Annotated in this window: 22 protein-coding genes and 1 riboswitch; of the genes, 18 read left to right on the top strand and 4 right to left on the bottom strand. The window is 68.3% G+C overall.

The genetic code is table 11. The features are described from left to right. Positions 1 to 209: 209 nt before the first annotated feature. Complete coding sequence (locus MAAFP003_RS09360) at positions 210 to 2,750, top strand: FtsK/SpoIIIE family DNA translocase (protein WP_096286332.1); 2,541 nt, start codon at positions 210 to 212, stop codon at positions 2,748 to 2,750. A 6-nt stretch (positions 2,751 to 2,756) separates the two neighbouring features. Here the strand turns inward: MAAFP003_RS09360 and MAAFP003_RS09365 are convergent, their stop codons facing one another. Then, entirely contained in the window at positions 2,757 to 3,275 is a 519-nt protein-coding gene (locus MAAFP003_RS09365) for an amino-acid N-acetyltransferase (RefSeq protein WP_207768497.1), read from the bottom strand. A 56-nt stretch (positions 3,276 to 3,331) separates the two neighbouring features. On the opposite strand from MAAFP003_RS09365, the gene pgsA reads away from it, so the two are divergent. From pgsA to pspM, 4 genes are all read left to right on the top strand, one after another. Further along, positions 3,332 to 3,922, top strand: a complete 591-nt coding sequence (gene pgsA, locus MAAFP003_RS09370; protein ID WP_207768498.1) for a CDP-diacylglycerol--glycerol-3-phosphate 3-phosphatidyltransferase — start codon at positions 3,332 to 3,334, stop codon at positions 3,920 to 3,922. Positions 3,923 to 3,979: 57 nt separating this feature from the next. Next, entirely contained in the window at positions 3,980 to 4,315 is a 336-nt protein-coding gene (gene clgR / locus MAAFP003_RS09375) for a transcriptional regulator ClgR (RefSeq protein ID WP_096286336.1), read from the top strand. Positions 4,316 to 4,417: 102 nt separating this feature from the next. After that, positions 4,418 to 5,248 (top strand): phage shock protein PspA, encoded by an 831-nt coding sequence (pspA, locus tag MAAFP003_RS09380; protein ID WP_096286338.1) that lies wholly within the window; start codon positions 4,418 to 4,420, stop codon positions 5,246 to 5,248. 14 nt (positions 5,249 to 5,262) lie between these two features. Further along, complete coding sequence (gene pspM / locus MAAFP003_RS09385; RefSeq protein WP_096286339.1) at positions 5,263 to 6,072, top strand: phage shock envelope stress response protein PspM; 810 nt, start codon at positions 5,263 to 5,265, stop codon at positions 6,070 to 6,072. Here pspM and MAAFP003_RS09390 read toward each other — a convergent pair. Then, complete coding sequence (locus MAAFP003_RS09390; RefSeq protein WP_096286340.1) at positions 6,069 to 6,500, bottom strand: limonene-1,2-epoxide hydrolase; 432 nt, start codon at positions 6,498 to 6,500, stop codon at positions 6,069 to 6,071. The two genes, pspM and MAAFP003_RS09390, sit on opposite strands and share 4 nt — an antisense overlap. A gap of 49 nt (positions 6,501 to 6,549) precedes the next feature. On the opposite strand from MAAFP003_RS09390, the gene MAAFP003_RS09395 reads away from it, so the two are divergent. Both MAAFP003_RS09395 and MAAFP003_RS09400 read left to right on the top strand, forming a co-directional pair. Further along, a complete protein-coding gene (locus tag MAAFP003_RS09395) occupies positions 6,550 to 7,716 on the top strand; it encodes a glycosyltransferase (RefSeq protein ID WP_096286342.1) in 1,167 nt (388 codons plus the stop codon). 23 nt (positions 7,717 to 7,739) lie between these two features. Then, positions 7,740 to 7,934 carry a DUF3046 domain-containing protein gene (locus MAAFP003_RS09400; RefSeq protein ID WP_423790868.1) on the top strand — a complete coding sequence of 65 codons (195 nt, stop codon included), beginning with the start codon at positions 7,740 to 7,742 and terminating at the stop codon, positions 7,932 to 7,934. Positions 7,935 to 8,012: 78 nt separating this feature from the next. Here MAAFP003_RS09400 and MAAFP003_RS09405 read toward each other — a convergent pair whose 3' ends face one another. Then, positions 8,013 to 8,687 carry a (2Fe-2S)-binding protein gene (locus tag MAAFP003_RS09405; RefSeq protein WP_096286346.1) on the bottom strand — a complete coding sequence of 225 codons (675 nt, stop codon included), beginning with the start codon at positions 8,685 to 8,687 and terminating at the stop codon, positions 8,013 to 8,015. Positions 8,688 to 8,730: 43 nt separating this feature from the next. Then, a riboswitch (cobalamin riboswitch) is annotated at positions 8,731 to 8,866 on the bottom strand. A gap of 155 nt (positions 8,867 to 9,021) precedes the next feature. Here MAAFP003_RS09405 and recA point away from each other — a divergent pair. Genes recA through MAAFP003_RS09425 form a run of 4 tightly spaced genes read left to right on the top strand, consistent with a single transcriptional unit; the run spans position 9,022 to position 12,710 of the window. Then, on the top strand, positions 9,022 to 10,062 hold the full coding sequence (gene recA / locus MAAFP003_RS09410) for a recombinase RecA (protein ID WP_096286348.1): 1,041 nt from the start codon (positions 9,022 to 9,024) through the stop codon (positions 10,060 to 10,062). Next, the gene (gene recX, locus MAAFP003_RS09415) at positions 10,028 to 10,549 is read left to right on the top strand and encodes a recombination regulator RecX (RefSeq protein WP_096286350.1); all 522 of its coding nucleotides are present in this window, start codon (positions 10,028 to 10,030) and stop codon (positions 10,547 to 10,549) included. The genes recA and recX overlap by 35 nt, the downstream gene beginning before the upstream one ends. Before the next feature lie 44 nt (positions 10,550 to 10,593). Further along, complete coding sequence (gene miaB / locus MAAFP003_RS09420) at positions 10,594 to 12,093, top strand: tRNA (N6-isopentenyl adenosine(37)-C2)-methylthiotransferase MiaB (protein ID WP_096286352.1); 1,500 nt, start codon at positions 10,594 to 10,596, stop codon at positions 12,091 to 12,093. Further along, positions 12,090 to 12,710 (top strand): Rv2732c family membrane protein, encoded by a 621-nt coding sequence (locus tag MAAFP003_RS09425; RefSeq protein ID WP_423790869.1) that lies wholly within the window; start codon positions 12,090 to 12,092, stop codon positions 12,708 to 12,710. The genes miaB and MAAFP003_RS09425 overlap by 4 nt, the downstream gene beginning before the upstream one ends. On the opposite strand, the gene MAAFP003_RS09430 is transcribed toward MAAFP003_RS09425, so the two are convergent. Next, positions 12,707 to 14,041, bottom strand: coding sequence for a DUF349 domain-containing protein (locus MAAFP003_RS09430; RefSeq protein ID WP_096286356.1), 1,335 nt, complete (start codon positions 14,039 to 14,041; stop codon positions 12,707 to 12,709). The genes MAAFP003_RS09425 and MAAFP003_RS09430 overlap by 4 nt on opposite strands. 769 nt (positions 14,042 to 14,810) lie before the next feature. Here MAAFP003_RS09430 and MAAFP003_RS09435 point away from each other — a divergent pair. The 7 genes from MAAFP003_RS09435 to MAAFP003_RS09465 all read left to right on the top strand — a co-directional run bounded on the left by MAAFP003_RS09435 (position 14,811) and on the right by MAAFP003_RS09465 (position 24,059). Then, on the top strand, positions 14,811 to 15,749 hold the full coding sequence (locus MAAFP003_RS09435; protein WP_165796339.1) for a DMT family transporter: 939 nt from the start codon (positions 14,811 to 14,813) through the stop codon (positions 15,747 to 15,749). 35 nt (positions 15,750 to 15,784) lie between these two features. Beyond that, positions 15,785 to 16,480, top strand: coding sequence for a class III extradiol ring-cleavage dioxygenase family protein (locus MAAFP003_RS09440; protein ID WP_096286358.1), 696 nt, complete (start codon positions 15,785 to 15,787; stop codon positions 16,478 to 16,480). A 76-nt stretch (positions 16,481 to 16,556) separates the two neighbouring features. Continuing rightward, on the top strand, positions 16,557 to 17,498 hold the full coding sequence (miaA, locus tag MAAFP003_RS09445; RefSeq protein WP_096286360.1) for a tRNA (adenosine(37)-N6)-dimethylallyltransferase MiaA: 942 nt from the start codon (positions 16,557 to 16,559) through the stop codon (positions 17,496 to 17,498). A 4-nt stretch (positions 17,499 to 17,502) separates the two neighbouring features. Then, positions 17,503 to 18,381, top strand: coding sequence for a diaminopimelate epimerase (dapF, locus tag MAAFP003_RS09450; RefSeq protein ID WP_096286362.1), 879 nt, complete (start codon positions 17,503 to 17,505; stop codon positions 18,379 to 18,381). 46 nt (positions 18,382 to 18,427) lie between these two features. Further along, complete coding sequence (gene hflX, locus MAAFP003_RS09455) at positions 18,428 to 19,888, top strand: GTPase HflX (RefSeq protein WP_096286364.1); 1,461 nt, start codon at positions 18,428 to 18,430, stop codon at positions 19,886 to 19,888. Between the two features lie 75 nt (positions 19,889 to 19,963). After that, positions 19,964 to 21,124, top strand: coding sequence for an acyl-CoA dehydrogenase family protein (locus tag MAAFP003_RS09460; protein WP_096286366.1), 1,161 nt, complete (start codon positions 19,964 to 19,966; stop codon positions 21,122 to 21,124). Between the two features lie 526 nt (positions 21,125 to 21,650). Next, positions 21,651 to 24,059, top strand: a complete 2,409-nt coding sequence (locus tag MAAFP003_RS09465; protein ID WP_431732433.1) for a sunset domain-containing protein — start codon at positions 21,651 to 21,653, stop codon at positions 24,057 to 24,059. Positions 24,060 to 24,068: the final 9 nt, after the last annotated feature.

Genomic DNA, 24,068 nt, shown 5'->3' on the forward strand with positions numbered 1-24,068 from the left:
CCTTGAGGGGTGACTTAGGGGATCGTTGTCACCCTACTCAGGCGACAGTGGCGGATGCCAGGCTGCGCCCACCCAGCAGGAGAAGGCCGCGGTTTGCGCCCTGGCGGCCGCTTCGGGATGCTGTGGCGCGTTGGCGACCGAATCGACACGGGTTTGTGACCCGTGTGGCAGATGGTGAATATGGGGCTGATGCGACTAGGCTAGACCCCATGGCTAGTAAGACCGCTGCCCGCTCAGGAACCCGAACGAGCAGGTCAAAGGCCACTTCGCGCTCCAGCGGGTCTCGAAGTGCGCGACCGGCACCTGCCCGCAAGAAGGCCGCCAAGACGGTGCGCCGGCCGGCCAAGCAGCACCACCGGTCGCTGCTCGTCGCCGCCGGGGTGACCGGCGGGCGCGCGATGCGAGCCACCTGGCTGATGGCGGCGCGCGGCACCGGGGGTGCGGCGCGGTCGATCGGGCGCGCCCGCGACATCGATCCCGGACATCGTCGCGACGGAATCGCGCTGGTACTGCTCGCCTTTGCCGTCGTGATCGCCGCGAGCTCGTGGTTCAACGCCGCGCGGCCGATCGGCGCGTGGGTCGACCAGGTGCTGCGCACGTTCATCGGTGCCGGCGTCCTGGCGCTGCCGGCCGTGCTCGGCGTGGTGGCGATCGTGCTGATGCGCACCCAGCCCAACCCCGAGGCGCGGCCGCGGCTGATCCTGGGCGCGAGCATGATCAGCTTTTCGCTGCTCGGCCTGCGCCACCTGTGGTCGGGTTCGCCGGGTGATCCCGAATTGCGCCGCCGTGCAGCAGGATTCGTCGGCTTCGCGATCGGCGGACCGCTGGCCGACGGGCTGACACCCTGGATCGCCGCGCCGCTGTTGTTCATCGGCGCACTGTTCGGGCTGCTGTTGCTGACCGGCACCACCTTGCGCGAGCTGCCCGAGATGGTGCGGGCCTGGGTGGGCACCCCGTTCGTCGATGACCTGTACGCCGATGAGGACGACAACGACTACGACTACGACTACGACTACGCCGACGACGACGCGCACGAAGGCTTCTCCGACGGCCACTACGACGACGGCGCGCCCGACGAGGAGCCGAAGGCGTGGCCGTCGGCCGGCAAGCCCCCGGTCGTTCTCGACGACCCGTTGCCGGACGAAACGCCGACGGTTCCAGAACCCGCGCTGAAAGCCGGGGAAGCCAAGAGCCGCCGGCGTGCCGCCAAGAAGCTGGACACCCAAGTGCTGGATCGGGTGGTCGAAGGCCCGTACACGCTGCCCTCGATGGAGCTGCTGGTCGCCGGTGACCCGCCGAAGAAGCGCAGCGCGGCCAACACCCAGATGGCCGAGGCCATCGGTGAGGTGCTGACCCAGTTCAAGGTCGATGCGGCCGTCACCGGCTGCACCCGCGGTCCGACGGTCACCCGCTACGAGGTGGAGCTGGGGCCGGGTGTCAAGGTCGAGAAGATCACCGCGCTGCAGAAGAACATCGCCTACGCCGTGGCCACCGAGAGCGTTCGCATGCTGGCGCCGATCCCCGGCAAGTCCGCCGTCGGCATCGAGGTGCCCAACACCGACCGGGAGATGGTGCGGCTGGCCGACGTGCTCACCGATCCGTCCACCCGCCGCGACCACCACCCGCTGGTGATCGGGCTGGGCAAGGACATCGAGGGCGAGATGATCTCGGCCAACCTGGCCAAGATGCCGCACCTGCTGGTGGCCGGGTCCACCGGTTCCGGTAAGTCCAGCTTCGTCAACTCGATGCTGGTGTCGTTGCTGACGCGGGCCACGCCGGAGGAGGTCAGGATGATCCTGATCGACCCGAAGATGGTGGAACTGACGCCGTACGAAGGCATTCCGCACTTGATCACGCCGATCATCACGCAGCCGAAGAAGGCCGCCGCCGCGCTGGCCTGGCTGGTCGAGGAGATGGAGCAGCGTTACCAGGACATGCAGGCCTCGCGGGTGCGTCACATCGACGACTTCAACGCCAAGGTTCGCTCCGGCGCGATCACCGCGCCGCTGGGCAGCCAGCGTGAGTACCGGCCGTACCCGTATGTCGTCGCGATCGTCGACGAGCTGGCCGACCTGATGATGACCGCACCGCGCGACGTCGAGGACGCGATCGTGCGGATCACTCAGAAGGCCCGTGCCGCCGGCATCCACCTGGTGCTGGCCACCCAGCGCCCGTCCGTCGACGTCGTCACCGGCCTGATCAAGACCAACGTGCCCTCGCGACTGGCGTTCGCGACGTCGTCGCTGACCGACAGCCGAGTGATCCTGGACCAGCAGGGCGCCGAGAAGCTGATCGGGATGGGCGACGGGCTGTTCCTGCCGATGGGCGCCAACAAGCCGCTGCGGCTGCAGGGGGCCTACATCACCGACGAGGAGATCCACGCCGTCGTCAACGCCTGCAAGGACCAGGCCGAACCCGAATACACCGAGGGCGTCACCACCGCCAAGCCCACCGCGGAGCGCACCGACGTCGACCCCGACATCGGCGACGACATGGACGTCTTCCTGCAGGCCGTCGAGCTCGTGGTGTCCAGCCAGTTCGGCTCGACTTCGATGTTGCAGCGCAAACTGCGCGTCGGCTTCGCCAAGGCCGGCCGGCTGATGGATCTGATGGAGACCCGCGGCATCGTCGGGCCCAGCGAGGGATCCAAGGCGCGCGAGGTGCTGGTCAAGCCCGACGAGCTGGCCGGAACGCTGGCGCTGATCCGCGGCGGGGCGAACGCCGACGGCGGCGACGACGATGGCGACTAGCCCCGGCTAGAGCAGCAGCAGCATCCGGGTGTTGCCCAGGATGTTGGGCTTGACGTAGCTCAGGTCCAGGAACTCCGCGACACCGATGTCGTAGGAGCGGCACATCTCCTCGAACACCTCGGCGGTGACCGGCGTGCCCTCGATCTCGGTGAACCCGTGCCTGCCGAAGAACTCGGTTTCGAAGGTCAGCACGAAGATCCGCTCCAGCTGCAGCTCGCGCGCGACGTCGAGCAGGCACTGGACGATCGCGTGGCCGACACCATGACCCGTCGCGGCGGGGTCGACCGCGACGGTGCGGATTTCGCCGAGGTCCGACCAGAACACGTGCAACGCCCCGCAGCCGACCACCTTGCCGTCCAGCTCGGCCACCCAGAACTCCTGGACGGCCTCGTACAGCGTCACCAGGGCCTTTTCCAGCAGGATCTTGCCCGCATAGGTGTCGACGAGGTGCTTGATCGTGGGGACGTCGGATGTTCGCGCGCGCCGGACGACCACTGTCTGGTTATCCCGAGAACGTTCGGTCACGGGTAACAGTATTGACATCGGGGGCGGCTGTACTGGTCAACCGTTATTCTGATGCCGTGTCGGGGCAGCCGCAGACAGGACCGGTGGCGGGACGCGTCAGCATCGCCAACCTGGCCAATGTCCTCACGCTGGCGCGGCTGGTACTGGTTCCGATCTTCCTGCTCGCTTTGTTCGCCGGTGGCGGCCACGAAACCGTGGCACGGATCGTGGCTTTCGTGGTGTTCGCGGTGGCGTGTATCACCGACCGGCTGGACGGACTGCTGGCCCGTAACTACGGCATGGCGACCGAATTCGGCGCGTTCGTCGATCCGATCGCCGACAAGATGCTGATCGGGTCGGCGCTGGTCGGACTGTCGATGCTCGGCGACCTGCCCTGGTGGGTGACCGTGCTGATCCTGGCCCGCGAGATCGGCGTGACGCTGTTGCGACTGGCCGTGATTCGCCGCGGCGTCATTCCGGCCAGCTGGGGCGGGAAACTGAAGACTTTTGTGCAAGCGGTGGCGATCGGGCTGTTCGTGCTGCCGCTGTCGGGACCGTTCCTGGTCGGCGCGTCGGTGGTGATGGGAGCCGCGATCGTGCTGACCGTGGTCACCGGGATCGACTACGTGGCGTCGACCGTCAAGGAAGTGCGGCGGACGGGAACCTAGACGGCGGCTGCCGGCGTTGACCTGATGAAGCAGCTTTGCCGGACGAAGGAGAGCAGGATGTCGCCATTGGTGCGCGAGGTCATCGGCGAGGTGCTGCGTCTGGCCCGAACGACCCAGGGACGGACGCTGCGCGAGGTTTCGGACACCGCGCGGGTGAGCCTCGGCTATCTCTCCGAGGTGGAGCGTGGCCGCAAGGAGGCCTCCAGCGAGCTGCTGAACGCCATCTGCGACGCGCTGGACGTCCCGCTGTCGACGGTGCTCACCGACGCCGGTGAGCGAATGGCGGACGAGGAACGCGCCGCGGCCGCGCAGACCGCCGAGGCCAGTGCGTCCACCATCGACGCCACCACGAAGGTCGTCATCCCGCAGGTAGCGTCGCTCGCGGTGGCCTGAGGGTGGGGCGAACGGCTCCAACCCGTTAAATTGAGCGGCAGGGTGATCGCCAGGGCTCAGCAGGGGTCCTCCGGCACACGGAAACGAAGGTGGAGCTAACTCATGGCCAATCCGTTCGTCAAAGCGTGGAAATACGTCATGGCGCTGTTCAACGCGAAAATTGACGAGCACGCCGACCCCAAGATCCAGATTCAGCAGGCCATCGAGGAAGCCCAGCGCACCCATCAGGCGCTGACCCAGCAAGCCGCGCAGGTGATCGGCAACCAGCGCCAGCTGGAGATGCGGCTCAACCGGCAACTGGCCGACATCGAGAAGCTGCAAGTCAACGTGCGCCAGGCGCTGACGCTGGCCGACCAGGCCACCGCCGGCGGAGACGCCGCCAAGGCCGCCGAGTACACCAACGCCGCCGAGGCGTTCGCGGCTCAGCTGGTCACCGCCGAGCAGAGCGTGGAAGACCTCAAGACGTTGCACGATCAGGCCTTGGGCGCGGCGGCGCAGGCCAAGAAGGCGGTCGAGCGCAACGCCATGGTGTTGCAGCAGAAGATCGCCGAGCGCACCAAGCTGCTCAGCCAGCTCGAGCAGGCGAAGATGCAGGAGCAGGTCAGCGCGTCGCTGCGGTCGATGAGCGAGATCGCCGCACCGGGCAACACACCGAGCCTCGACGAGGTCCGCGACAAGATCGAACGGCGCTACGCCAACGCGATCGGCTCGGCCGAGCTCGCCCAGAATTCGGTGCAGGGCCGCATGCTCGAGGTCCAGCAGGCCAGCGTCGAGATGGCGGGTCACTCGCGGCTCGAGCAAATTCGGGCGTCGATGCGTGGCGAGGCCCTGCCGACGGGTGGAACCGCGGCGGCTCCCGGAGCCACGCCGGCCACCCCCGCGCCGGCCGAGGGCGCCGGCGGACAGGTGGCCGAGAAACCCTTCGGCCAGTAGCCGGCCGGTGTGAGATGGCGGTGAAGGCAACGCAGCGCGGGCTTTGGCGCGCACTGCTGCAGCAGGGGCTGGAGACCGCCGCCGACCTGACCGGCTTCGTCGCCCAGAAGATCAGCGCGGCGGCCGACCCGCGAGCGCGGCTGCTGCGCCGCCGCCGTCGTGCCCTGCGCTGGGCCTGGATCTTCACCATCGGCAGCGTGTTCTGGGGTTTGGTCACGGCCGTGCTGGCGTGGTGGGGCTGGTTCGTATTACTGCTGCAGGTCACCGGCGGGATCGCGGTGCTCGAGACGATTCCCGCGACGCTGCTGTTCTTTCGCTACCACTGGCTGAAGGCCGAGCCGCTGCCGGGCAGCCGGCCCGCCAATGCTCGCCGGCTGCCGCCAGCCGGCTCCGCGGCGCGACCCGCGATGTATGCGCTGGGCGCCTCCGAGCGCGGGTTCTTCTCGCTGTTGGGCGTCATCGAGCGAGGCGCCATGTTGCCGTCGGACGAGATCAGCGACTTGACCGCGGCGGCGAACAGGACCTCGGCGGCAATGGCCTCGACCGCCGCGGAGGTGGTGTCGATGGAGCGCGCGGCGCACAACTCGGAATCGTCGCGCGCGTATCTGGTGCCCAGCATCAACGCGTTCACCGCGCAGCTGGGCGCCGGCGTCCGGCAGTACAACGAAATGGTCACCGCCGCTGCGCAATTGGTTTCCTCGGCGAACGGTGATGGGCTGGCCGATGCACACCAGCGCTACCGGGCCGAGCTGGCAGAGGCTACCGACCGCCTGACCGGCTGGGCGCAGGCGTTCGACGAACTCGGCGGGTTACCGCGACGCTAGAACGACGCTCGGAGCGACGGCAGCACCAGCGCGGCCACCCCGCGCAGCAACGCCTTGGTCATGTCGAAGAAGTCAAAGTAGTCCCGCCACAACGTGATACGTCCGTTGTGGACCTCGAACACGCCGCACACCCAGAACTGCAGCCGGAGCGGCCCCAGGATCAGTGCATCGCTGCGCTCGGTGAGCACCGCGGCACCGTCGGCGGCAATGCGGTGAATCTTCACCTCGAACCCCGCGCGGCCGTCCATTCGCCGGAACAGCTTCATGGCGCGGGCACGCCCGTGGATCGTCGGCAATCCGACGTTTTCGTAGACGAGGTTGTCGTCCAGCGAGGCATCCGCGGTGTCGAAGTCCGCGTCCATCAGGGCGTTCAGAAAAGTCTCGACCGTGCGCGTGTTCGCGACGGCTGTTCCAGTCAGCTCGGTCATGGTGCCAGCGTAGGCGCGCCTCCGTGGGGCGCTGTGGCAGGGTAAGGCGGTGCGAGTCGCCGTGGTCGCCGGGCCGGATCCCGGGCACTCGTTTCCCGCGATCGCGTTGTGTCAGCGCTTCCGGGACGCGGGCGACGAGCCGACCCTGTTCACCGGCGAGGAATGGCTGCAAGCCGCCCGCGACGTCGGCATCGAGGCGCTCGCGCTCGACGGGCTGGCCGCGACCGACGAAGACGTCGACGCCGGGGCCCGAATCCACCGGCGCGCGGCGCGAATGGCGGTGCTCAATGTTCCGGCCCTGCGCGAGCTGGCGCCCGACCTGGTGGTGTCCGACGTCATCACCGCCGGCGGCGGCATGGCCGCCGAGCTGCTCGGGATCCCGTGGATCGAGCTGAACCCGCACCCGCTGTACCTGCCGTCTCGCGGGTTGCCGCCGATCGGCAGCGGGCTGGCGCCGGGTACCGGCATTCGCGGCCGGTTGCGCGACGCCGCGATGCGGGCGCTGACGGCGCGCTCGGTGCGCACGGGTCTGCAGCAGCGCGAGATGGCGCGCACCGAGATCGGATTGCCGGCGCGCGATCCCGGTCCGCTGCGACGGCTGATCGCCACGCTGCCCGCACTCGAGGTGTCCCGTCCGGACTGGCCGGCCGAGGCCGTGGTCGTCGGGCCGCTGCACTTCGAGCCGACCGATCGCATCCTCGAGGTGCCGGCCGAGTCCGGGCCGGTGATCGTCATCGCGCCGTCGACGGCCTTGATCGGGACCGAGGGGCTGGCCGAAGTCGCGCTGGGGTGCCTGACGCCGGGGGAGACGTTGCCGGCGGGCTCGCGCCTGCTGGTGTCGCGGTTGAACGGACCGGACCTGACGGTGCCGCCGTGGGCGGTCGTGGGGCTGGGTCGTCAGGACGAGCTGCTCTCCCACGCCGACGTCGTGATCTGCGGCGGCGGCCACGGCATGGTCGCCAAGACGCTGCTGGCCGGGGTACCGCTGGTGGTGGTTCCCGGCGGCGGGGATCAGTGGGAGATCGCCAACCGGGTGCAGCGGCAGGGGAGCGCGCGACTGATTCGGCCACTGACCGCCGATGCCCTGGCCGACGCGGTCAACGACGTGTTGTCCACGCCGGGCTACCGCGATGCCGCACGCACCGCCGCCTCCGGTATCCACCGCGTCGCCGACCCGGTTCGGGTGTGCCACCAAGCGCTGGCGCTCGCGAAGTAGCCGGGCTCGGTATGTTGGCTGGCGTGCGGCTGACGGAGTTCAACGAGCGGGTGGTGCTGCGATTCGGTGCTGCCTACGGCGCATCGGTTCTGGTAGATCACGTGCTGCCGGGTTTCGACGGCCGGACCGCCGCCCAGGCGATCGAGGACGGCATCGAACCCCGCGACGTCTGGCGGGCATTGTGCGCCGACTTCGACGTGCCCCGCGAGCAATGGTGAGCTTTTCGCTCGCCGGGCCTCCCGTCGAGTGTGCGGCTACGGCGCCCTGTGCGCACACTGGCCGTCGCCAGCGCACACTCAACGCCGGGTCGAGCGCGGCGCCTGGCGAAACACGCAGTCGCCGCAGACCGATCGCCCGGGCAGGCGATAGAACAGGCAGCAGCTGTCGCGCCTGAAGCCCAGGTGTGAGCCGGTGATGGTGCCGGATCCGGACAGCACGCCGGTGTCGAGCAGGGACGCGGTGATCTCGACGATCCGTGCCCGCAGGTCCGGTCGGGCCGCGAGCAGCGCCCGCGATGCGCCGACGAGTGCGGACGCGATGTTGCCCGCCAGCAGGGCGGGCGCCAGTTTTACCCGCAGGCCGGCCGCGAACGGCTGCATATGGTGTTGCACCACAAGGCGATACAACTCGGCCGCGCTGTCCTCGACCGGCTCTCCGATGGGCTCGGGCAGGCGCAGCTGGGCCCCGTCGTCGGCACGTTCCAGGTGCTGCAGGTCCGGGACGACGCCGTGGGCCAACGCGCAGGCCAGCGCCGGTGACCACAGCCGGGTGGCGTGGCCGAGGTGGACCAGGGAGGCGCCGATCCGCGGGTCTGTCGTGTGGTATCGCTGGGCGGTGGTGTCGATCAAACCCGCAAAGCCGTCGGCGTAGTCCTGGCGGACCGGGTGCCATCCTGCGGCGCCGCCGCCCACGGTCAATGCGAAAAACCCTTTATAGGAAGATATTTCGGCAAGCTCACCGGAGATATCCATGCGTGCGCAACCAGCCTCTCTGGGGAGATCCGCCCCAGCGTCTCGTGAGGAAGCGCCGGCGGTGAGTATCTGGCTCTCGGGTCGCAATGTGCCCGATCACAGTGGCGGGACCGCACCGGATTCGCACCGGTTTCCTCGTCATGCAGGCCCGTCGGCGCACTGTCGGTAGCCGATATTGCCACACGCGGCCGCCACGGCGTGTCGAACTTGAATCGAACAGGTGTTCGTCTACTGTGGGGATCACTCGAAGAAGACGACTTGTCGGTGGCCATCTCTAGTGTCACGGCCAACCGACCGATACCGGTCAGAAGAACACCGACTATAGGAGAGCACCATGGCGCAAGCGCCCGACCGTGAGAAGGCTCTCGAACTGGCGATGGCCCAGATCGAGAAGAGCTACGGCAAAGGCTCGGTGATGCGTCTCGGCGACGAGCAGCGTCAGCCGATCTCGGTCATTCCGACCGGATCCATCGCATTGGACGTGGCCCTGGGCATCGGCGGCCTGCCACGCGGCCGGGTCGTGGAGATCTACGGCCCGGAATCTTCGGGTAAGACGACCGTCGCCCTGCACGCGGTGGCCAATGCCCAGGCCGCCGGGGGTGTCGCGGCGTTCATCGACGCCGAGCACGCCCTGGACCCGGATTACGCCAGGAAACTCGGCGTCGACACTGATTCCTTGCTGGTCAGCCAGCCTGACACCGGTGAGCAGGCCCTCGAGATCGCCGACATGCTGATCCGCTCCGGCGCCCTGGACATTCTGGTCATCGACTCGGTGGCCGCATTGGTGCCGCGCGCGGAACTCGAGGGCGAGATGGGTGACAGCCACGTCGGGCTGCAGGCCCGGCTGATGAGCCAGGCGCTGCGGAAAATGACTGGCGCACTGAACAATTCGGGGACCACCGCGATCTTCATCAACCAGCTCCGCGAGAAGATCGGGGTGATGTTCGGCAGCCCCGAAACCACCACGGGTGGAAAGGCTTTGAAGTTCTACGCGTCGGTGCGCCTGGATGTGCGCCGGATCGAGACACTCAAGGACGGCACCGATGCGGTCGGTAACCGCACCCGGGTCAAGGTCGTCAAGAACAAGGTGTCGCCCCCGTTCAAGCAGGCCGAGTTCGACATCCTTTACGGCCGCGGCATCAGCAGGGAGGGGTCGCTGATCGACATGGGTGTGGATCAGGGCTTCATCCGCAAGTCCGGTTCCTGGTTCACCTATGAGGGCGAGCAGCTCGGCCAGGGCAAGGAGAACGTCCGCAACTTCCTGGTGGAGAACGGCGATATCGCCAACGAGATCGAGAAGAAGATCAAGGAAAAATTGGGCATTGGCGCGGTGCTGACCGATGACGACGTCCTCCCCGCCCCCGTCGATTTCTGAGCCGGCCCGCGAGGAGCAGGCGCGGGCGCTGTGCCTGCGCCTGCTCACCGCGAGGTCGCGCACCCGGGCCGAATTGTCCGGCCAGCTAGCCAAACGGGGATATCCCGGTGACGTCAGTGCGCGGGTGCTCGACCGGCTCGCCGCCGTCGGGCTGGTGGACGACCGGGACTTCGCCGAGCAATGGGTGCGGTCCCGGCACGCTCACGCGGGGAAAAGCAGGCGCGCGTTGGCCGCCGAGCTGCACACCAAGGGCGTCGACAAAGAGGTCATCAACACCGCACTGGCCGGGATCGACGCCGGTGCCGAGCGAAGCCGGGCCGAAGAACTGGTGCGGGCCAAGCTGCGGCGGGAAACGCTGAGCGGGGACGACGCGCGGATCACCCGCCGGCTGGTGGGCATGCTGGCTCGCCGCGGCTATGGCCAGAACCTGGCCTGCGAAGTTGTCCTCGCCGAGTTGAACGCCGAGCGGGAACGCCGCCGCGTCTAGCTGGGGGTTCATGGCATAGGGCCCGGTCGCCGTACCATGGCCCCGTGACTTCGACCGTGGCCCGAGATGTCTCGGGGGCGCGCACCTACCAGGTGCGCACCTACGGCTGCCAGATGAACGTCCATGACTCCGAGCGGTTGGCGGGTCTGCTCGAGGCCGCCGGTTACCAGCGTGCCGACGAGGGCGCCGACGCCGATGTGGTGGTCTTCAACACCTGCGCGGTGCGCGAAAACGCCGACAACAAGCTGTACGGCAACATCAGCCACCTCGCCCCGCGCAAACGCGACAACCCCGACTTCCAGATCGCCGTCGGTGGCTGCCTGGCCCAGAAAGACCGAGACTCACTGCTGCGCAAGGCGCCCTGGGTCGATGTGGTCTTCGGCACGCACAACATCGGGTCGCTGCCCACCCTGTTGGAGCGGGCCCGGCATAACAAGGTCGCCCAGGTGGAGATCGTCGAGGCGCTGCAGGAATTTCCATCGTCGCTGCCGAGCGCCCGCGAATCCGCCTATGCTGCTTGGGTTTCCATCTCCGTCGGCTGCAACAACAGCTGCACGTTCTGCATCGTCCCGTCGCTGCGCGGCAAGGAGGTGGACCGCAGCCCGGCCGACATTCTCGCCGAAGTGCGATCGTTGGTGGCCGATGGCGTGCTGGAAGTCACGCTGCTCGGGCAGAACGTCAACGCATACGGTGTCTCGTTCGCCGATGCCGCTGTGCCCCGCAACCGCGGCGCCTTCGCCGAGCTGCTGCGGGCCTGCGGGGACATCGACGGACTGGAACGCGTACGGTTCACCTCCCCGCACCCGGCCGAGTTCACCGACGACGTCATCGATGCAATGGCCCAGACGCCCAACGTGTGCCCGGCACTGCACATGCCGTTGCAGTCGGGGTCGGACCGGATGCTGCGGGCGATGCGGCGCTCGTATCGCGCCGAGCGCTACCTCGGCATCATCGACCGCGTGCGGACGGCGATGCCACACGCGGCCATCACCACCGACCTGATCGTCGGATTCCCCGGCGAAACCGAGGAGGACTTCGCGGCCACTCTCGACGTCGTGCGCCAGGCCCGGTTCGCGGCCGCGTTCACCTTCCAGTACTCAAAACGGCCCGGAACACCCGCCGCCGAATTTCGGCAGCTGCCGAAAGACGTTGTGCAGGAACGCTATATGCGGCTGATCGAACTACAGGAGCAAATATCACTGGAGGGCAACCGCGAACTGATCGGCCAGCAGGTCGAATTGCTGGTCGCGACCGGCGAAGGCCGCAAGGATGCGCGCACCGCCCGCATGACCGGGCGCGCGCGCGACGGCCGGCTGGTGCACTTCACTGCCGACACCCCGGTGCGCCCCGGAGACATCATCACCACGGCGGTCACCGAGGCCGCGCCGCACCACCTGATCGCCGACGCCGGCATCCTGACCCACCGCCGCACCCGGGCCGGTGACGCGCACGCCGCCGGACGGCGCCCGAGCGGCGTCGGTTTGGGCATGCCCGGCATGGGGCCGGCAATGCAAACAGTCGAAACTCAGGGATGTGCCCGATGACGAAAGAACACACGGACTTTGATGCGCTGCGCGCCGAGATCGAGGCCGCAGAACGCCGAGTTGCACGCGAAATCGACCCCGGCCCAAGGGCATTGATCGTCGCCATCCTGGTGTTCGTGCTGCTCGGGTCGTTCATCTTGCCGCATACCGGCCAGGTCCGCGGCTGGGATGTACTGTTCAGCAGCCACGGCGCCGGTGCGGCCGCATTGTCGCTGCCGTCCAAGGTATTCCTCTGGTTCACATTGGTTTTCGGTGTCGGGTTCTCGATGCTGGCATTGCTGACCCGCCGCTGGGCGCTGGCCTGGATCGCACTGGCGGGCTCGTCGATAGCCAGCGCGACCGGGCTGTTGGCGGTGTGGTCGCGCCAGACCGCGGCCGCCGGTCATCCCGGTCCGGGGATCGGGCTGTGGGTCGCGTGGATCACGGTGATCCTGTTGACGTTCCACTGGGCCCGCGTGGTGTGGTCGCGCACGGTCGTGCAGCTCACGGCCGAGGAGCAGCGGCGCCGGATCAGCGCCGAGCAACAGTCCAGGACGCTGCTGGAGAGCCTGGGCGACCCGGACGTCCCCGACGGTCCCGACGTCCAGGCACCGCCGGACCAGGCGGCCGGGCGCTAGGACCTGCGGGTCAGCGCCTCGGCGGCCGCTTGCGCCCACTGCCGCCATTGTTCGGCGTTTGCTTGTGCCTCTTCGGCTTCCTTGGTCCGGCCGGCCGCGGCCGCCTTGCGGGCCTGCTGCTCGTAATGCTCGGCGCGGGTGGCGAACTGCTCGGCGCGTGCCTGCGCTTCGGGGTCAGACCGATTCGATTCGCCGGCGTCGCGGACCTTCTTCTCGACGGCACGCAGCCGCCGCTCCAGGTCGGCTGACCGTTCCCGGGGCACCTTGCCGATCGCGTCCCACTTGTCGGCGATCGACCGCAATGCCGCCCGGGCCGCTTCGTGGTTGCTGGTGTCGATCTTCTCGGCCTCGGCCAGCAGCGCCTCCTTGGCGGTGGCGTTGGCACGGAACTCCTGATCCTTCTCCGCTGTCACGGCATTGCGGGCGGAGAAGAAGGCATCCTGGGCAGCCTTGAAGCGCTTCCACAGTGCGTCGTCGATCTCACGGGTCGCGCGTCCCGCCGATTTCCACTCGGTCAGCAGCTTGCGGAATTCGGCGCTCGTCGCGGCCCAGTCCGTCGAATCGGACAGCTCCTCGGCTCGCTCGCACAGCCGCTCCTTGGATTGCCGCACGCCCGCACGCTCGCGGTCCAACTCGGCGAAGTGCGAGCCCCGCCTCCGGTTGAACGCTTCGCGCGCGGCCGAATAGCGCTTCCACAGCGCGTCGTCGACCTTGCGATCCAGTCCGGTGATCGTCTTCCACTCATCGAGAATCTCGCGCATCCGGTCCCCGGCGACCTTCCAGTGCGTCGAGTTGGCGGCCAGATCCTCGGCCTCGGCGGCCAGCGCCTCCTTGCGGGCGGTCTGCGCGGCTCGATGCTCGTCGCGGCGGGAGCGTTCGGCGGCGACCGACGCCTCGGCGTTCTCCACCAGAATGGTCAGCCGGCCGGCGAGCGCGTCGATGTCGCCCAGCACCGAGGCCGTCGGCAACGTCTCGGCCAGCGCGGCCGCGTTGGCCTTGATCTTGCGGGCATCGCCGCTTCCGGAGGCCAGCCGTTCCTCCATCAGCGTGACCTCGGTGCTCAGGTCCTCGAATCGCCTGCCGAAGTGGGCGAATGCGGCCTCACGGTCGCCGGCCTGCCAGGAGCCGATGATGCGTTCGCCGGCCGAGCTGACCAGCCAGACCGTCCCGTCGTCGTCGACGCGTCCGTACTGATGCGGATTGCCGGCCGGTGGCAACACGACCGGGTGGGCGCTGGGTCGCGGTGTCGGCCCCGGGCGGGGACCCGGTCGCGGTCCAGGACGTGGTGCCGGTTTGGGCGCGTCGCTGGAGCGGGGCTCGTCATCGGTCATGCGCTCGTCACCATCTCTTGCACCCTTTCGCGCGCTCGCTGTCCCGCGCACCTGCCGCGCGTAGCGGCACCTTTACGGTCGGGAGACGTGCTGCGCTCGACAGCTGCTCCGTCACCGATTCCACCAGTATTCAAGCAGCTTGGCGGACCGTATGCCGCAACCTGATCGTCACCGCCTTGACAGCCTCTGTGAAACAGCCGGTGCACCCAGCATTTTTCCGGTGAACGGCGCTCGACTTCGGAGAGAAACCGCACCTGGCCAAGGTGGACATCGCCGCGTTGCCCCCGCTGAGTTCGGCGCGGTGCGTCGCGACCAGCAAACGGGTAACGGTTCGATTCCACCGTTGCCGGGGCCGTAGGGCGGGCAAGCGGCACCCGGTACCGTGGTAGTGACAATTGGTGTTGTTGGTACTTGTGGGGCTGGAGGGGGCGCGTCAAGATAGCCAGGGGTGGGGTCCCCGCGGCGGCGGATTTCGCCTGCGGTTGCGCGACCGGGATCGTCATCCCCGCGCAAGCCGGGGCGGGGGGCGATCGCCGGGCTGTGACACCATGGGGGCCGGTTCGTCGGTCCTGTCGGGCGTCACCAGCCGGCCACAGCCTTGCCACAGGCTCTACATAGGTTCGTGAACTACTTATTGCGCAGGGCCGTTTCTTCCGCAGTGGCGCGGGCAATCTGAACGCTCACACGACGGAAACGGCTCCGAAACGGGTAGTGAATACCCGTCGCGAATGATGGCCCACGTGGCCGGGTGCCGGGGAGGAGGTCGCAGATGGAGAAGACGGATATCGCGGTTCTTCTCGCCCTGCTCGCCGCGTTCGCGTCAGCACTGGGCAATGTCGTCCGTCAGCGTTCAGCACAGGAGATCACCGACAAGCCGGTGGGCCACCTCGAGCTCTTCCGGATGTCGGTGCGCGACGGCAAGTGGTGGCTGGGGGCCGGCGGAGCCATCGCGAACTACGCCCTGCAGGCCGCCGCCCTGACACTGGGCTCCGTCATGCTGGTCACGTCGCTGCAGGTGACGGCCCTGCTGTTCGCGCTGCCGATCTACGCGCGCATGACCCGGCGTGCGGTCACCCGCTGGGAATGGACCTGGGCGCTGCTGCTGGCCGCCGCGTTGGCGGTGGTGGTCGTCGTCGGCGATCCGGACCCCGGCGCCTCGCGCGGTTCGGTGCAAACCTGGCTGGTGGTGGCCCTGGTGATGGGCCCCGCGCTGGTGTTCTGCGTGTGGGGTGCGCGCAAGTGGCCCGGCTCGGTCGCCGCCGTACTGCTGGCCATCGTCGCCGGGTCGTCGCTGGCGCTGTTCGCGGTCCTGACGAAGGCCGTGGTGGTGATCGTCGGAGACGGTGTCGGTGCGCTGTTGACCGCGCCCGAGTTCTACGCGTGGATAGCGGCTGCCCTCGCGGGGATGATCTTCCAGCAGTCGTCCTTCCGCGCCGGCTCGCTGACCGCCTCGCTGCCGACGTCCGTGGTGGCCAAGCCGGTCGTCGGGTCGATCCTCGGCATGGCCGTGCTCGGTGAATACCTCGACTGCAACGGGACCGCGAAGGTGGTGCTCGCCGTCGGCGTCGTGGTGGTGGTGGTCGCGACCGTGGCCCTGGCCCGCGGTGAGGCGGCGACCATGTCGAGCAGCTTCGCGGAGAAGCTGGCGAAAAAAGCGCTGCGCCGATCGGGCGAGGTGCGCCTCGCCGAGGCGGAGTGCCGCAGCTGACGGTCGGTGTACTGGGCGTCGATTAGTTTGATGTCGTGCTGAGCGCCATTGCGATCGTTCCCGCCACGCCGCTGCTTGTTCCCGAGCTCGCCGGCGCGGCGGCCGCCGAACTGGCCGACCTGGCGACGGCGGTGCTGGCGGGGGCAGCGCTGTTGCCGCCGCGGTGGGTCGTGATCGGCACGGCCGACACCGACGATGTGGTGGGACCCGACGGGATCGGCAGTTTTGGCGGCTACGGCGCCGATGTGCGCGTCCGCCTGTCGGCGCGGGCCGCCGGGCCGACCGATGCGGTGGCCGACTTCCCGCTCTGTGCGCTGATTGCCGGCTGGCTGCGTGGCCAGGTCCGTCCCGAGGCCGACGCGCAGGTTCGCGTCTATCGCGGCGATCACGACGCCGACACCGCGCTGAAGATGGGTCGGCGGTTGCGGGCCGAGATCGACCGGGCGTCCGATCCGCTCGGCGTGCTGGTCGTCGCCGATGGCGCGAACACCCTGACCGCGGGTGCGCCGGGCGCCTTCGACCCCGCGAGCCCCGATGCCCAGCGGGCCCTGGACGACGCGTTGGCCAGCGGTGACATCGCCGCGCTGGCCGGGCTGCCGGAACAGATCCTGGGGCGGGTCGCATTCCAGGTGCTGGCCGGGCTGACCGAGCCGGGGCCACGTTCGGCCAAGGAGCTGTACCGGGGAGCGCCCTACGGTGTGGGGTACTTCGCCGGAGCCTGGCAGCCGTGAGGCCCGCGGCGATCGCAAGCTCGGCGGCCCGCCGGGCGCGTGGGGGCACCTCCCGCTTGCGGGGGAGGGTCGACGCATGAGACCACTGGCGATCATCGGGCCCACCGGGACCGGCAAGTCGCAGCTGGCCCTCGACGTCGTCGAGCAACTCAGCGGCGAGGTGAGCGCCGAGATCGTCAACGCCGATGCCATGCAGTTCTACCGCGGCATGGACATCGGGACCGCCAAGCTGCCCGTCGACGAACGTCGCGGCATCCCGCATCACCAGCTCGACGTCCTGAACGTCACCCAGACCGCGACCGTCGCCCGCTATCAGCGAGCCGCCGCCGCGGATATCGAGGCGATCGCGGCCCGCGGCGCGGTGCCGGTCATCGTCGGCGGTTCGATGCTCTACGTCCAGTCGCTGCTGGACGACTGGACGTTTCCGGCCACCGATCCCGCGGTGCGGGCCCGCTGGGAACAACGGCTCGCCGAGGTCGGCGTGGGCGCGCTGCACGCCGAGCTGGGCCGCCGCGACCCGGCCGCCGCCGCGGCGATCCTGCCCACCGATAGCCGCCGCACGGTGCGCGCTCTCGAGGTTGTCGAGCTCACCGGCCGGCCGTTCGCGGCGTCCGCGCCCCGCATCGGCGCTCCTCGCTGGGGCAGCATTATCGTCGGATTAGATTGTGACACAACGATTCTCGACGAGAGATTAGCCCGACGCACCGACACCATGTTCGCCGAGGGTCTGGTCGACGAGGTGCGTGCGCTGCTCCTCGAGGGCCTGCGCGACGGCGTCACCGCGTCACGCGCGCTGGGTTACGCGCAGGTCCTTGCCGCGCTCGATACCGACGACCCCGCGGCGCTGCGCGACGCGCAGGAGCTGACGTTCGTGGGCACCCGCCGCTACGTGCGACGGCAACGGTCGTGGTTTCGCCGTGATCACCGCGTGCACTGGGTCGACGTGGGCGCCGCGACCGGGTCCGACCGCGCCCGGGTCGTCGCCGACACCTTGCGGGCGTGGCGGCACGTACCCTGAACAGGTGATCTTCGCCAAGGGCCACGGCACCCAGAACGACTTCGTGCTGCTGCCCGACCTCGACGCCGAGCTGTCGCTCACCCTGGCCGGGGTGGCCGCGCTGTGCGACCGCCGCCGCGGGCTGGGCGCCGACGGCGTGCTGCGGATCACCACCGCGGGTGCGGCCGTGGAAGTCGGCGTGCTCAATCGGCTGCCCGACGGTGTCGGCGCGGACGACTGGTACATGGACTATCGCAACGCCGACGGGTCGACCGCGCAGATGTGCGGCAACGGCGTGCGGGTGTTCGCCCACTACCTGCGTGCCAGCGGCCTGGAGACCCGCGACGAGTTCGTCGTCGGATCGCTGGCGGGGCCGCGGATGGTCACCATGCACCACGTCGACGCCACCAGCGCCGACGTCACCGTCGACATGGGTAAGGCCAACCGGATGGGCAGCGGGGGACCGGCCTTTGAAGCCGTAGTCGGCGGCCGGCGCTTGAGCGGGTTGGCGATCGACGTGGGCAATCCGCACCTGGCGTGCGTCGACCCGCAGCTGAGTAGCGACGCGCTCGCCGCGCTGGATGTCGCCGCGCCGGTGCAGTTCGACCGGGCGCAGTTCCCCGAAGGCGTCAACGTCGAAGTACTCACCGCGGCTGTCGAGGGCGTGGTGCGGATGCGGGTCCATGAGCGCGGGGTCGGCGAAACCCGTTCGTGCGGAACCGGAACCGTCGCGGCCGCGGTGGCCGCGCTCGCGGACGCCGGGTCCGACACCGGCACCCTGACCGTCCGGGTACCCGGGGGCGACGTCGTCGTCACCATCACCGACGCCACCAGCTTCCTGCGCGGGCCGTCGGTGCTGCTGGCCCGTGGCCTAGTGAGCGAGGACTGGTGGAACGCCCAATAATTCGGATGCACGCCGCGGAATTGGCGTGCACTATTGCTAATTGCCTATGACACATCCCGAACTGCCGTACCCCGATCCGCCGGCCGACCATCCCGCGTCCGAGCCCAGCGTCGGTGAACTCGCCCTCGAAGACCGCTCGGCCCTGCGCCGCGTCGCCGGGCTGTCGACCGAACTCGCCGACATCTCCGAGGTCGAATACCGACAGCTGCGGCTGGAACGCGTCGTGCTGGTGGGGGTGTGGACCGAGGGCAGCGCGGCCGACAACCAGGCGAGCCTGGCCGAGCTGGCGGCGCTGGCCGAAACCGCCGGCTCGCAGGTGCTCGAGGGGCTGATCCAGCGCCGCGACAAGCCCGACCCGTCGACCTACATCGGCTCGGGCAAGGCCCAGGAGTTGCGCGACGTGGTCGTGGCCACCGGCGCCGACACCGTGATCTGCGACGGTGAACTATCCCCGGCGCAGCTGACCGCCCTGGAAAAGGCCGTCAAGGTCAAGGTCATCGATCGCACCGCGCTGATTCTCGACATCTTCGCTCAGCACGCCACCAGCCGCGAAGGCAAGGCGCAGGTGTCGCTGGCGCAGATGGAGTACATGCTGCCGCGGCTGCGCGGCTGGGGTGAGTCGATGTCCCGGCAGGCCGGTGGTCGCGCCGGCGGCAGCGGCGGCGGGGTGGGGCTGCGTGGTCCCGGAGAGACCAAGATCGAGACCGACCGGCGCCGCATCCGCGAGCGAATGTCCAAGCTGCGCCGCGAGATCAAGGACATGAAGCAGGCCCGCGACACCCAACGCAGTCGCCGCGTGCACAGCGATATGCCGTCCGTCGCGATCGTCGGGTACACCAACGCCGGCAAGTCCAGCCTCCTCAACGCGCTCACCGGGGCCGGCGTGCTGGTGCAGGACGCGTTGTTCGCCACCCTGGAGCCCACCACCCGGCGTGCCGAGTTCCCCGACGGCCGTCCGCTCGTGCTCACCGACACCGTCGGGTTCGTGCGGCACCTGCCCACCCAGCTGGTCGAGGCATTCCGTTCGACGCTCGAGGAGGTCGTCGACGCCGATCTGTTGGTGCACGTCGTGGACGGTTCCGACGTCAACCCGGTCGCCCAGATCAACGCGGTGCGCCAGGTGATCTCCGAAGTGGTCTCCGACCACCAGGGGGAGCCGCCGCCGGAGTTGTTGGTGGTGAACAAGATCGACGCCGCGAGCGACCTGATGCTGGCCAAGCTGCGGCACGGGCTGCCGGGTGCGGTGTTCGTCTCCGCGCGCACCGGCGAGGGCATCGACGAGCTGCGCCGGCGGATGGCCGAACTGGCCGCCCCCATCGACGCCGCCGTCGACGTGGTGATTCCCTACGACCGCGGCGATCTGGTGGCCCGGGTGCACGCCGACGGCCGCATCGAGGAAGAGGAGCACGACTCCTTTGGCACGCGGATCAAGGCCCGGGTTCCGGTGGCGCTGGCCGCGAGCCTGCGTCAATTCGCCACGGCCAACGGTTCGACTCCCCAGGGTTAGACCTGGGCGGCTGCCTACCAACCGTCTGGTTGGTATATGTTGGGCGGCAGAGTTCCCGGCGGCCGGAGGTTATCCATGGGCAGTGCAATCAAGTACCAGCGCACACTGTTTGAACCCGAACACGATCTGTTCCGCGAGTCCTACCGGGCCTTCCTCGAGCGCCATGTGGCGCCGTACCACGACGAGTGGGAGAAGGCGAAAATCGTCGACCGCGGCGTCTGGCTCGAGGCCGGCAAGCAGGGATTCCTGGGCATGGCGGTGCCCGAAGAGTACGGCGGCGGCGGCAATGCCGACTTCCGGTACAACACGATCATCACCGAGGAAACGACCGCCGGGCGATACAGCGGAATTGGCTTCGGACTGCACAACGACATCATCGCGCCGTATTTGCTGGAGCTGACCAACGACGAGCAGAAGCAACGCTGGTTGCCGAAGTTCTGCACCGGCGAAATGATCACCGCAATCGCGATGACCGAACCGGGCACGGGCAGCGACCTGCAGGGCATCAAGACCCGCGCGGTCAAACAGGGCGATCACTACGTGCTCAACGGCGCAAAGACGTTCATCACCAACGGAATCAACTCCGACCTGGTGATCGTCGTCGCGCAGACTGATCCGGACAAGGGCTCACAAGGCTTTTCGCTGCTCGCCGTCGAACGCGGCATGGAAGGCTTTGAGCGCGGCCGCCATCTGGACAAGATCGGCCTCGACGCCCAGGACACGGCGGAGCTGTCGTTCACCGACGTCAAGGTTCCCGTCGAAAACCTGCTCGGTGAGGAGGGTAAGGGCTTCATCTACTTGATGCAGAACCTGCCGCAGGAGCGGATCAACATCGCGGTCATGGCCGCCGCGGCGATGGAGCAGGTGCTCGAACAGACGCTGCAATACACCAAGGAGCGCAAGGCCTTTGGCAAGCCGATCGGCAGTTTCCAGAACAGCCGTTTCGTGCTGGCCGAGCTGGCGACCGAGGCAACCGTGGTGCGCATCATGGTCGACGAGTTCCTGCGGCTGCACCTGGACAAGAAGCTGACGGCAGAGCAGGCCGCGATGGCCAAGTGGTACTCCACCGAAAAGCAGGTGCATCTGATCGACCGGTGTCTGCAGCTGCACGGAGGCTATGGCTACATGCGCGAATACTCGGTTGCTCGTTCCTATCTCGATGCCCGGGTGCAGACGATCTACGGCGGCACAACCGAGATCATGAAGGAGATCGTCGGGCGCAGCCTCGGGGTCTAGCCGCGTGATCATGACGCATATCGGCTAACGTCGGCGTTGGTGGACCAATCTTGCTGTCACGCAACAACGAATCGTCGGCAGACGCGCGGTACCCGTGCGGATGGTGACACGAACCACGCACAAATAGTCGGCTTACGCTGTCATTGCTTGGGTTTACGGCAAAATAGTCGATGCCCATGAATAGCTCCTTTGCTCGAGTGGATAGCCGGCGCCTCGCGTACGGTCGGCGCATGTCCATCGGGTGCTCGGAGCGCGTAATCACCCGCCCCCGGCGTGTCTTGAGGCAGGATCGGTCGCGACATGATCGTCGTCCCGCATCATTTCGACATCGGAGTGGTCTCCGTTTTCGTAATATTCGCGAATTGCCTTCGTATTTCTTGTTCGCTGGAGCAAAGTTATGCGAGCCCGGCGATAATACGAACTCGGTGGGGTTCGTAACCCGCGTTTGGGGCACCAACCGCGCGCAGGGGCCGCAGGGTACGGGCATGGCCATACAAAAGGGCATATCCGTCGGCTGGGAGGCTTGGTGAACGGGAAGAGAGGTCACGTGCGCAGGCTCGCTGGTCGGGCGCTCATCAGCGTGGCGACCACAGCGTTGGCCATCGTGCTGTTGGCACCTACCGTTTCGGCGTCTCCGATCGGTGACGCCGAAGCCGCCATCATGGCCGAGTGGACCAAGGCCGGCGGCGACACCTCTCCGCTGGGTCCCCGCAAGGGCGACGTCTACCCGGTTGCCGACGGCTTCGCGTGTGACTTCGACGGCGGCAAGTTCTTCTTCACCACGGCCACCGGGGCGAAATTCATCTACGGGCCGATCCTGGAAAAATACGACATGCTCGGCGGTGCGGCCGGCGGCGATCTGGGCTTTCCGACCATCAACGAGGTGCCCGGTCTGGCGGGCCCGGACAGTCGGGTGGCGACGTTCTCGGCCAGCGACAAGCCGGTGATCTATTGGACGCCCGATCACGGCGCGTTCGTCGTGCGCGGCGCCCTCAACGCCGCCTGGGACAAGCTGGGCAGCTCCGGTGGCGTCCTGGGCGCCCCGGTCTCCGATGAGACCTACGACGGCGAAGTGTCCTCGCAGAAGTTCAGCGGCGGCCAGATCTCCTGGAACCGCAAAACCAAGGAATTCACCACTGAGCCAGCGAATTTGGCCGAGCAGCTCAAGGGCCTGCAGGTAGCGATCGATCCCACCGCGGCCATCAACATGGCCTGGCGCGCGGCCGGCGGTGCCAACGGTCCGCTGGGCGCCAAGCAGGGCGGTCCGAACCCCATCGGCGGTGACGGCATCGTCCAGAACTTCGCCGGCGGCAAGGTGTTCTTCAGCCCGGCGACCGGTGCGAGCGCGCTGGAAAGCGACATCCTGGCGAAGTACGAGTCGGTCGGTGGTCCGGTCAGCAGTGACCTGGGTTTCCCGACCGCTAATGAATCCGACGGCGGCATCAGCCCCAACAGCCGGATCGCCACCTTCTCCGGGGCCGACAAGCCGGTCATCTTCTGGACCTCCGACCACGGCGCCTTCGTGGTGCGCGGCGCCATGAAGGCCGCCTGGGACAAGCTGCGTGGTCCCACCGGAAAGCTGGGCGCGCCGGTCGGCGATCAGACCGTCGACGGCGACGTGATCTCGCAGAAGTTCACCGGCGGCAAAATCTCGTGGAACCGCGCGAAGAACACCTTCTCCACGGACCCGGCCAACCTGGCTCCGCTGCTATCGGGTCTGCAGGTGTCGGGGCAGAACCAGCCGAGCGGTTCGGCGATGCCCGCGCACGCCAAGAAGTGGTTCAGCTGGAGCTGGTGGTATCTGTTCGCCCTGGTTCCGCTGCTGATTCTGGTGCTGCTGGCGGTGTTCGTGGCGTTGCGCTGGCGCCGGCATCGTGCCGGTCGCAACAGCGCACCCTACGACCTGGAGCGCGACGCCGTCGGCGGCTACGGGGACACGGGTGAGCCGCGCTGGGGTCCCGACTACGCCGAGCACATGTCGTTCACCGACACCCACGAACAGGATCTCCGGGACGCCGAGCACGCGCCGCTGGCCAGGTGGCCGCACGCACCCGAAACGGCCGAAATCGACGAGGACGGCGGGTATGACGAGCCGTCGCATCCCGTCACCGAGGAAGAATGGGATGAGCTGGCGGTCGACGAGCGGGATCCCGACTCGGTCGACACCGATTCCATCCCAGTCGTGTCGGCCGACGATCTGTCCGACGCCGGTTACGGCGATGAGCTGCCGGAAGTCGGCTATTCGGCTAGTCCCGACGTACCGGAGAGCGCGTATCCCGACGTCGTCGCCGAGGACGAATACGCCGCTGCCGCGGGCCCGGAAGGCGCTTATTCACCCGAAGGCGCCTATCCGGAGGCCGGCTATCCCGAACTCCTCGACGAGGACGCCGCTTACCCGGAGGCGGGCTACCCGGGCGCCGCTTACCCGTCCGCCGCTTACCCGGAGGCGGGCTTCCCGGGCGCCGAGGAGGACGAGGCCGCCTACCCCGCCGAGGAGCAGGAGACCGCGTACCCCGATGTCGCCGTGCCGCACACGCCTCCTGATCTGGCCGGCGCCGGTGGCGCGTCCGGTGCTGCCGGCGGGGCCGCTGGAGCCGCCGCGGGTGGTGCCGCAGCCAGCCTGGCGGCGGCGCTGGGCGCCGCGGCCGGCGTCGCACCCAGAGCGGCGGGGCGGCATGCAGCCGCGGATGCCGACGACGAGGCGGACGTAGTACCGGTGGCGGCGATCGGGGCATTAGGCCCCGCCGGGCGCCCGACGATCCACCTGCCGTTGGAGGACCCGTATCAGATGCCCGACGGCTACCCGATCAAGGCGAGTGCTCGCTTCGGCCTTTATTACACGCCGGGCAGCGACCTCTACCACGACACGCTCGCCGAGATCTGGCTTTCCAGCGAGGAAGCCGCGCTGGTCAACGGCTTCGTGAAAGCCGACTGACGCCGTAGC

The sequence above is a fragment of the Mycobacterium ahvazicum genome, assembly GCF_900176255.2.
Lineage (GTDB): Bacteria > Actinomycetota > Actinomycetes > Mycobacteriales > Mycobacteriaceae > Mycobacterium > Mycobacterium ahvazicum.

What these genes read in the sequence shown, in the direction of transcription:
- MAAFP003_RS09360 (WP_096286332.1), top strand. Translation starts at nt 210, where the DNA reads ATGGCTAGTAAGACCGCTGCCCGCTCAGGAACCCGAACGAGCAGGTCA.
- clgR (WP_096286336.1), top strand. Translation starts at nt 3,980, where the DNA reads ATGTCGCCATTGGTGCGCGAGGTCATCGGCGAGGTGCTGCGTCTGGCC.
- pspA (WP_096286338.1), top strand. Translation starts at nt 4,418, where the DNA reads ATGGCCAATCCGTTCGTCAAAGCGTGGAAATACGTCATGGCGCTGTTC.
- pspM (WP_096286339.1), top strand. Translation starts at nt 5,263, where the DNA reads ATGGCGGTGAAGGCAACGCAGCGCGGGCTTTGGCGCGCACTGCTGCAG.
- MAAFP003_RS09390 (WP_096286340.1), bottom strand. Translation starts at nt 6,500, where the DNA reads ATGACCGAGCTGACTGGAACAGCCGTCGCGAACACGCGCACGGTCGAG.
- MAAFP003_RS09405 (WP_096286346.1), bottom strand. Translation starts at nt 8,687, where the DNA reads ATGGATATCTCCGGTGAGCTTGCCGAAATATCTTCCTATAAAGGGTTT.
- recA (WP_096286348.1), top strand. Translation starts at nt 9,022, where the DNA reads ATGGCGCAAGCGCCCGACCGTGAGAAGGCTCTCGAACTGGCGATGGCC.
- recX (WP_096286350.1), top strand. Translation starts at nt 10,028, where the DNA reads ATGACGACGTCCTCCCCGCCCCCGTCGATTTCTGAGCCGGCCCGCGAG.
- MAAFP003_RS09425 (WP_423790869.1), top strand. Translation starts at nt 12,090, where the DNA reads ATGACGAAAGAACACACGGACTTTGATGCGCTGCGCGCCGAGATCGAG.
- MAAFP003_RS09430 (WP_096286356.1), bottom strand. Translation starts at nt 14,041, where the DNA reads ATGACCGATGACGAGCCCCGCTCCAGCGACGCGCCCAAACCGGCACCA.
- MAAFP003_RS09435 (WP_165796339.1), top strand. Translation starts at nt 14,811, where the DNA reads ATGGAGAAGACGGATATCGCGGTTCTTCTCGCCCTGCTCGCCGCGTTC.
- miaA (WP_096286360.1), top strand. Translation starts at nt 16,557, where the DNA reads ATGAGACCACTGGCGATCATCGGGCCCACCGGGACCGGCAAGTCGCAG.
- hflX (WP_096286364.1), top strand. Translation starts at nt 18,428, where the DNA reads ATGACACATCCCGAACTGCCGTACCCCGATCCGCCGGCCGACCATCCC.
- MAAFP003_RS09460 (WP_096286366.1), top strand. Translation starts at nt 19,964, where the DNA reads ATGGGCAGTGCAATCAAGTACCAGCGCACACTGTTTGAACCCGAACAC.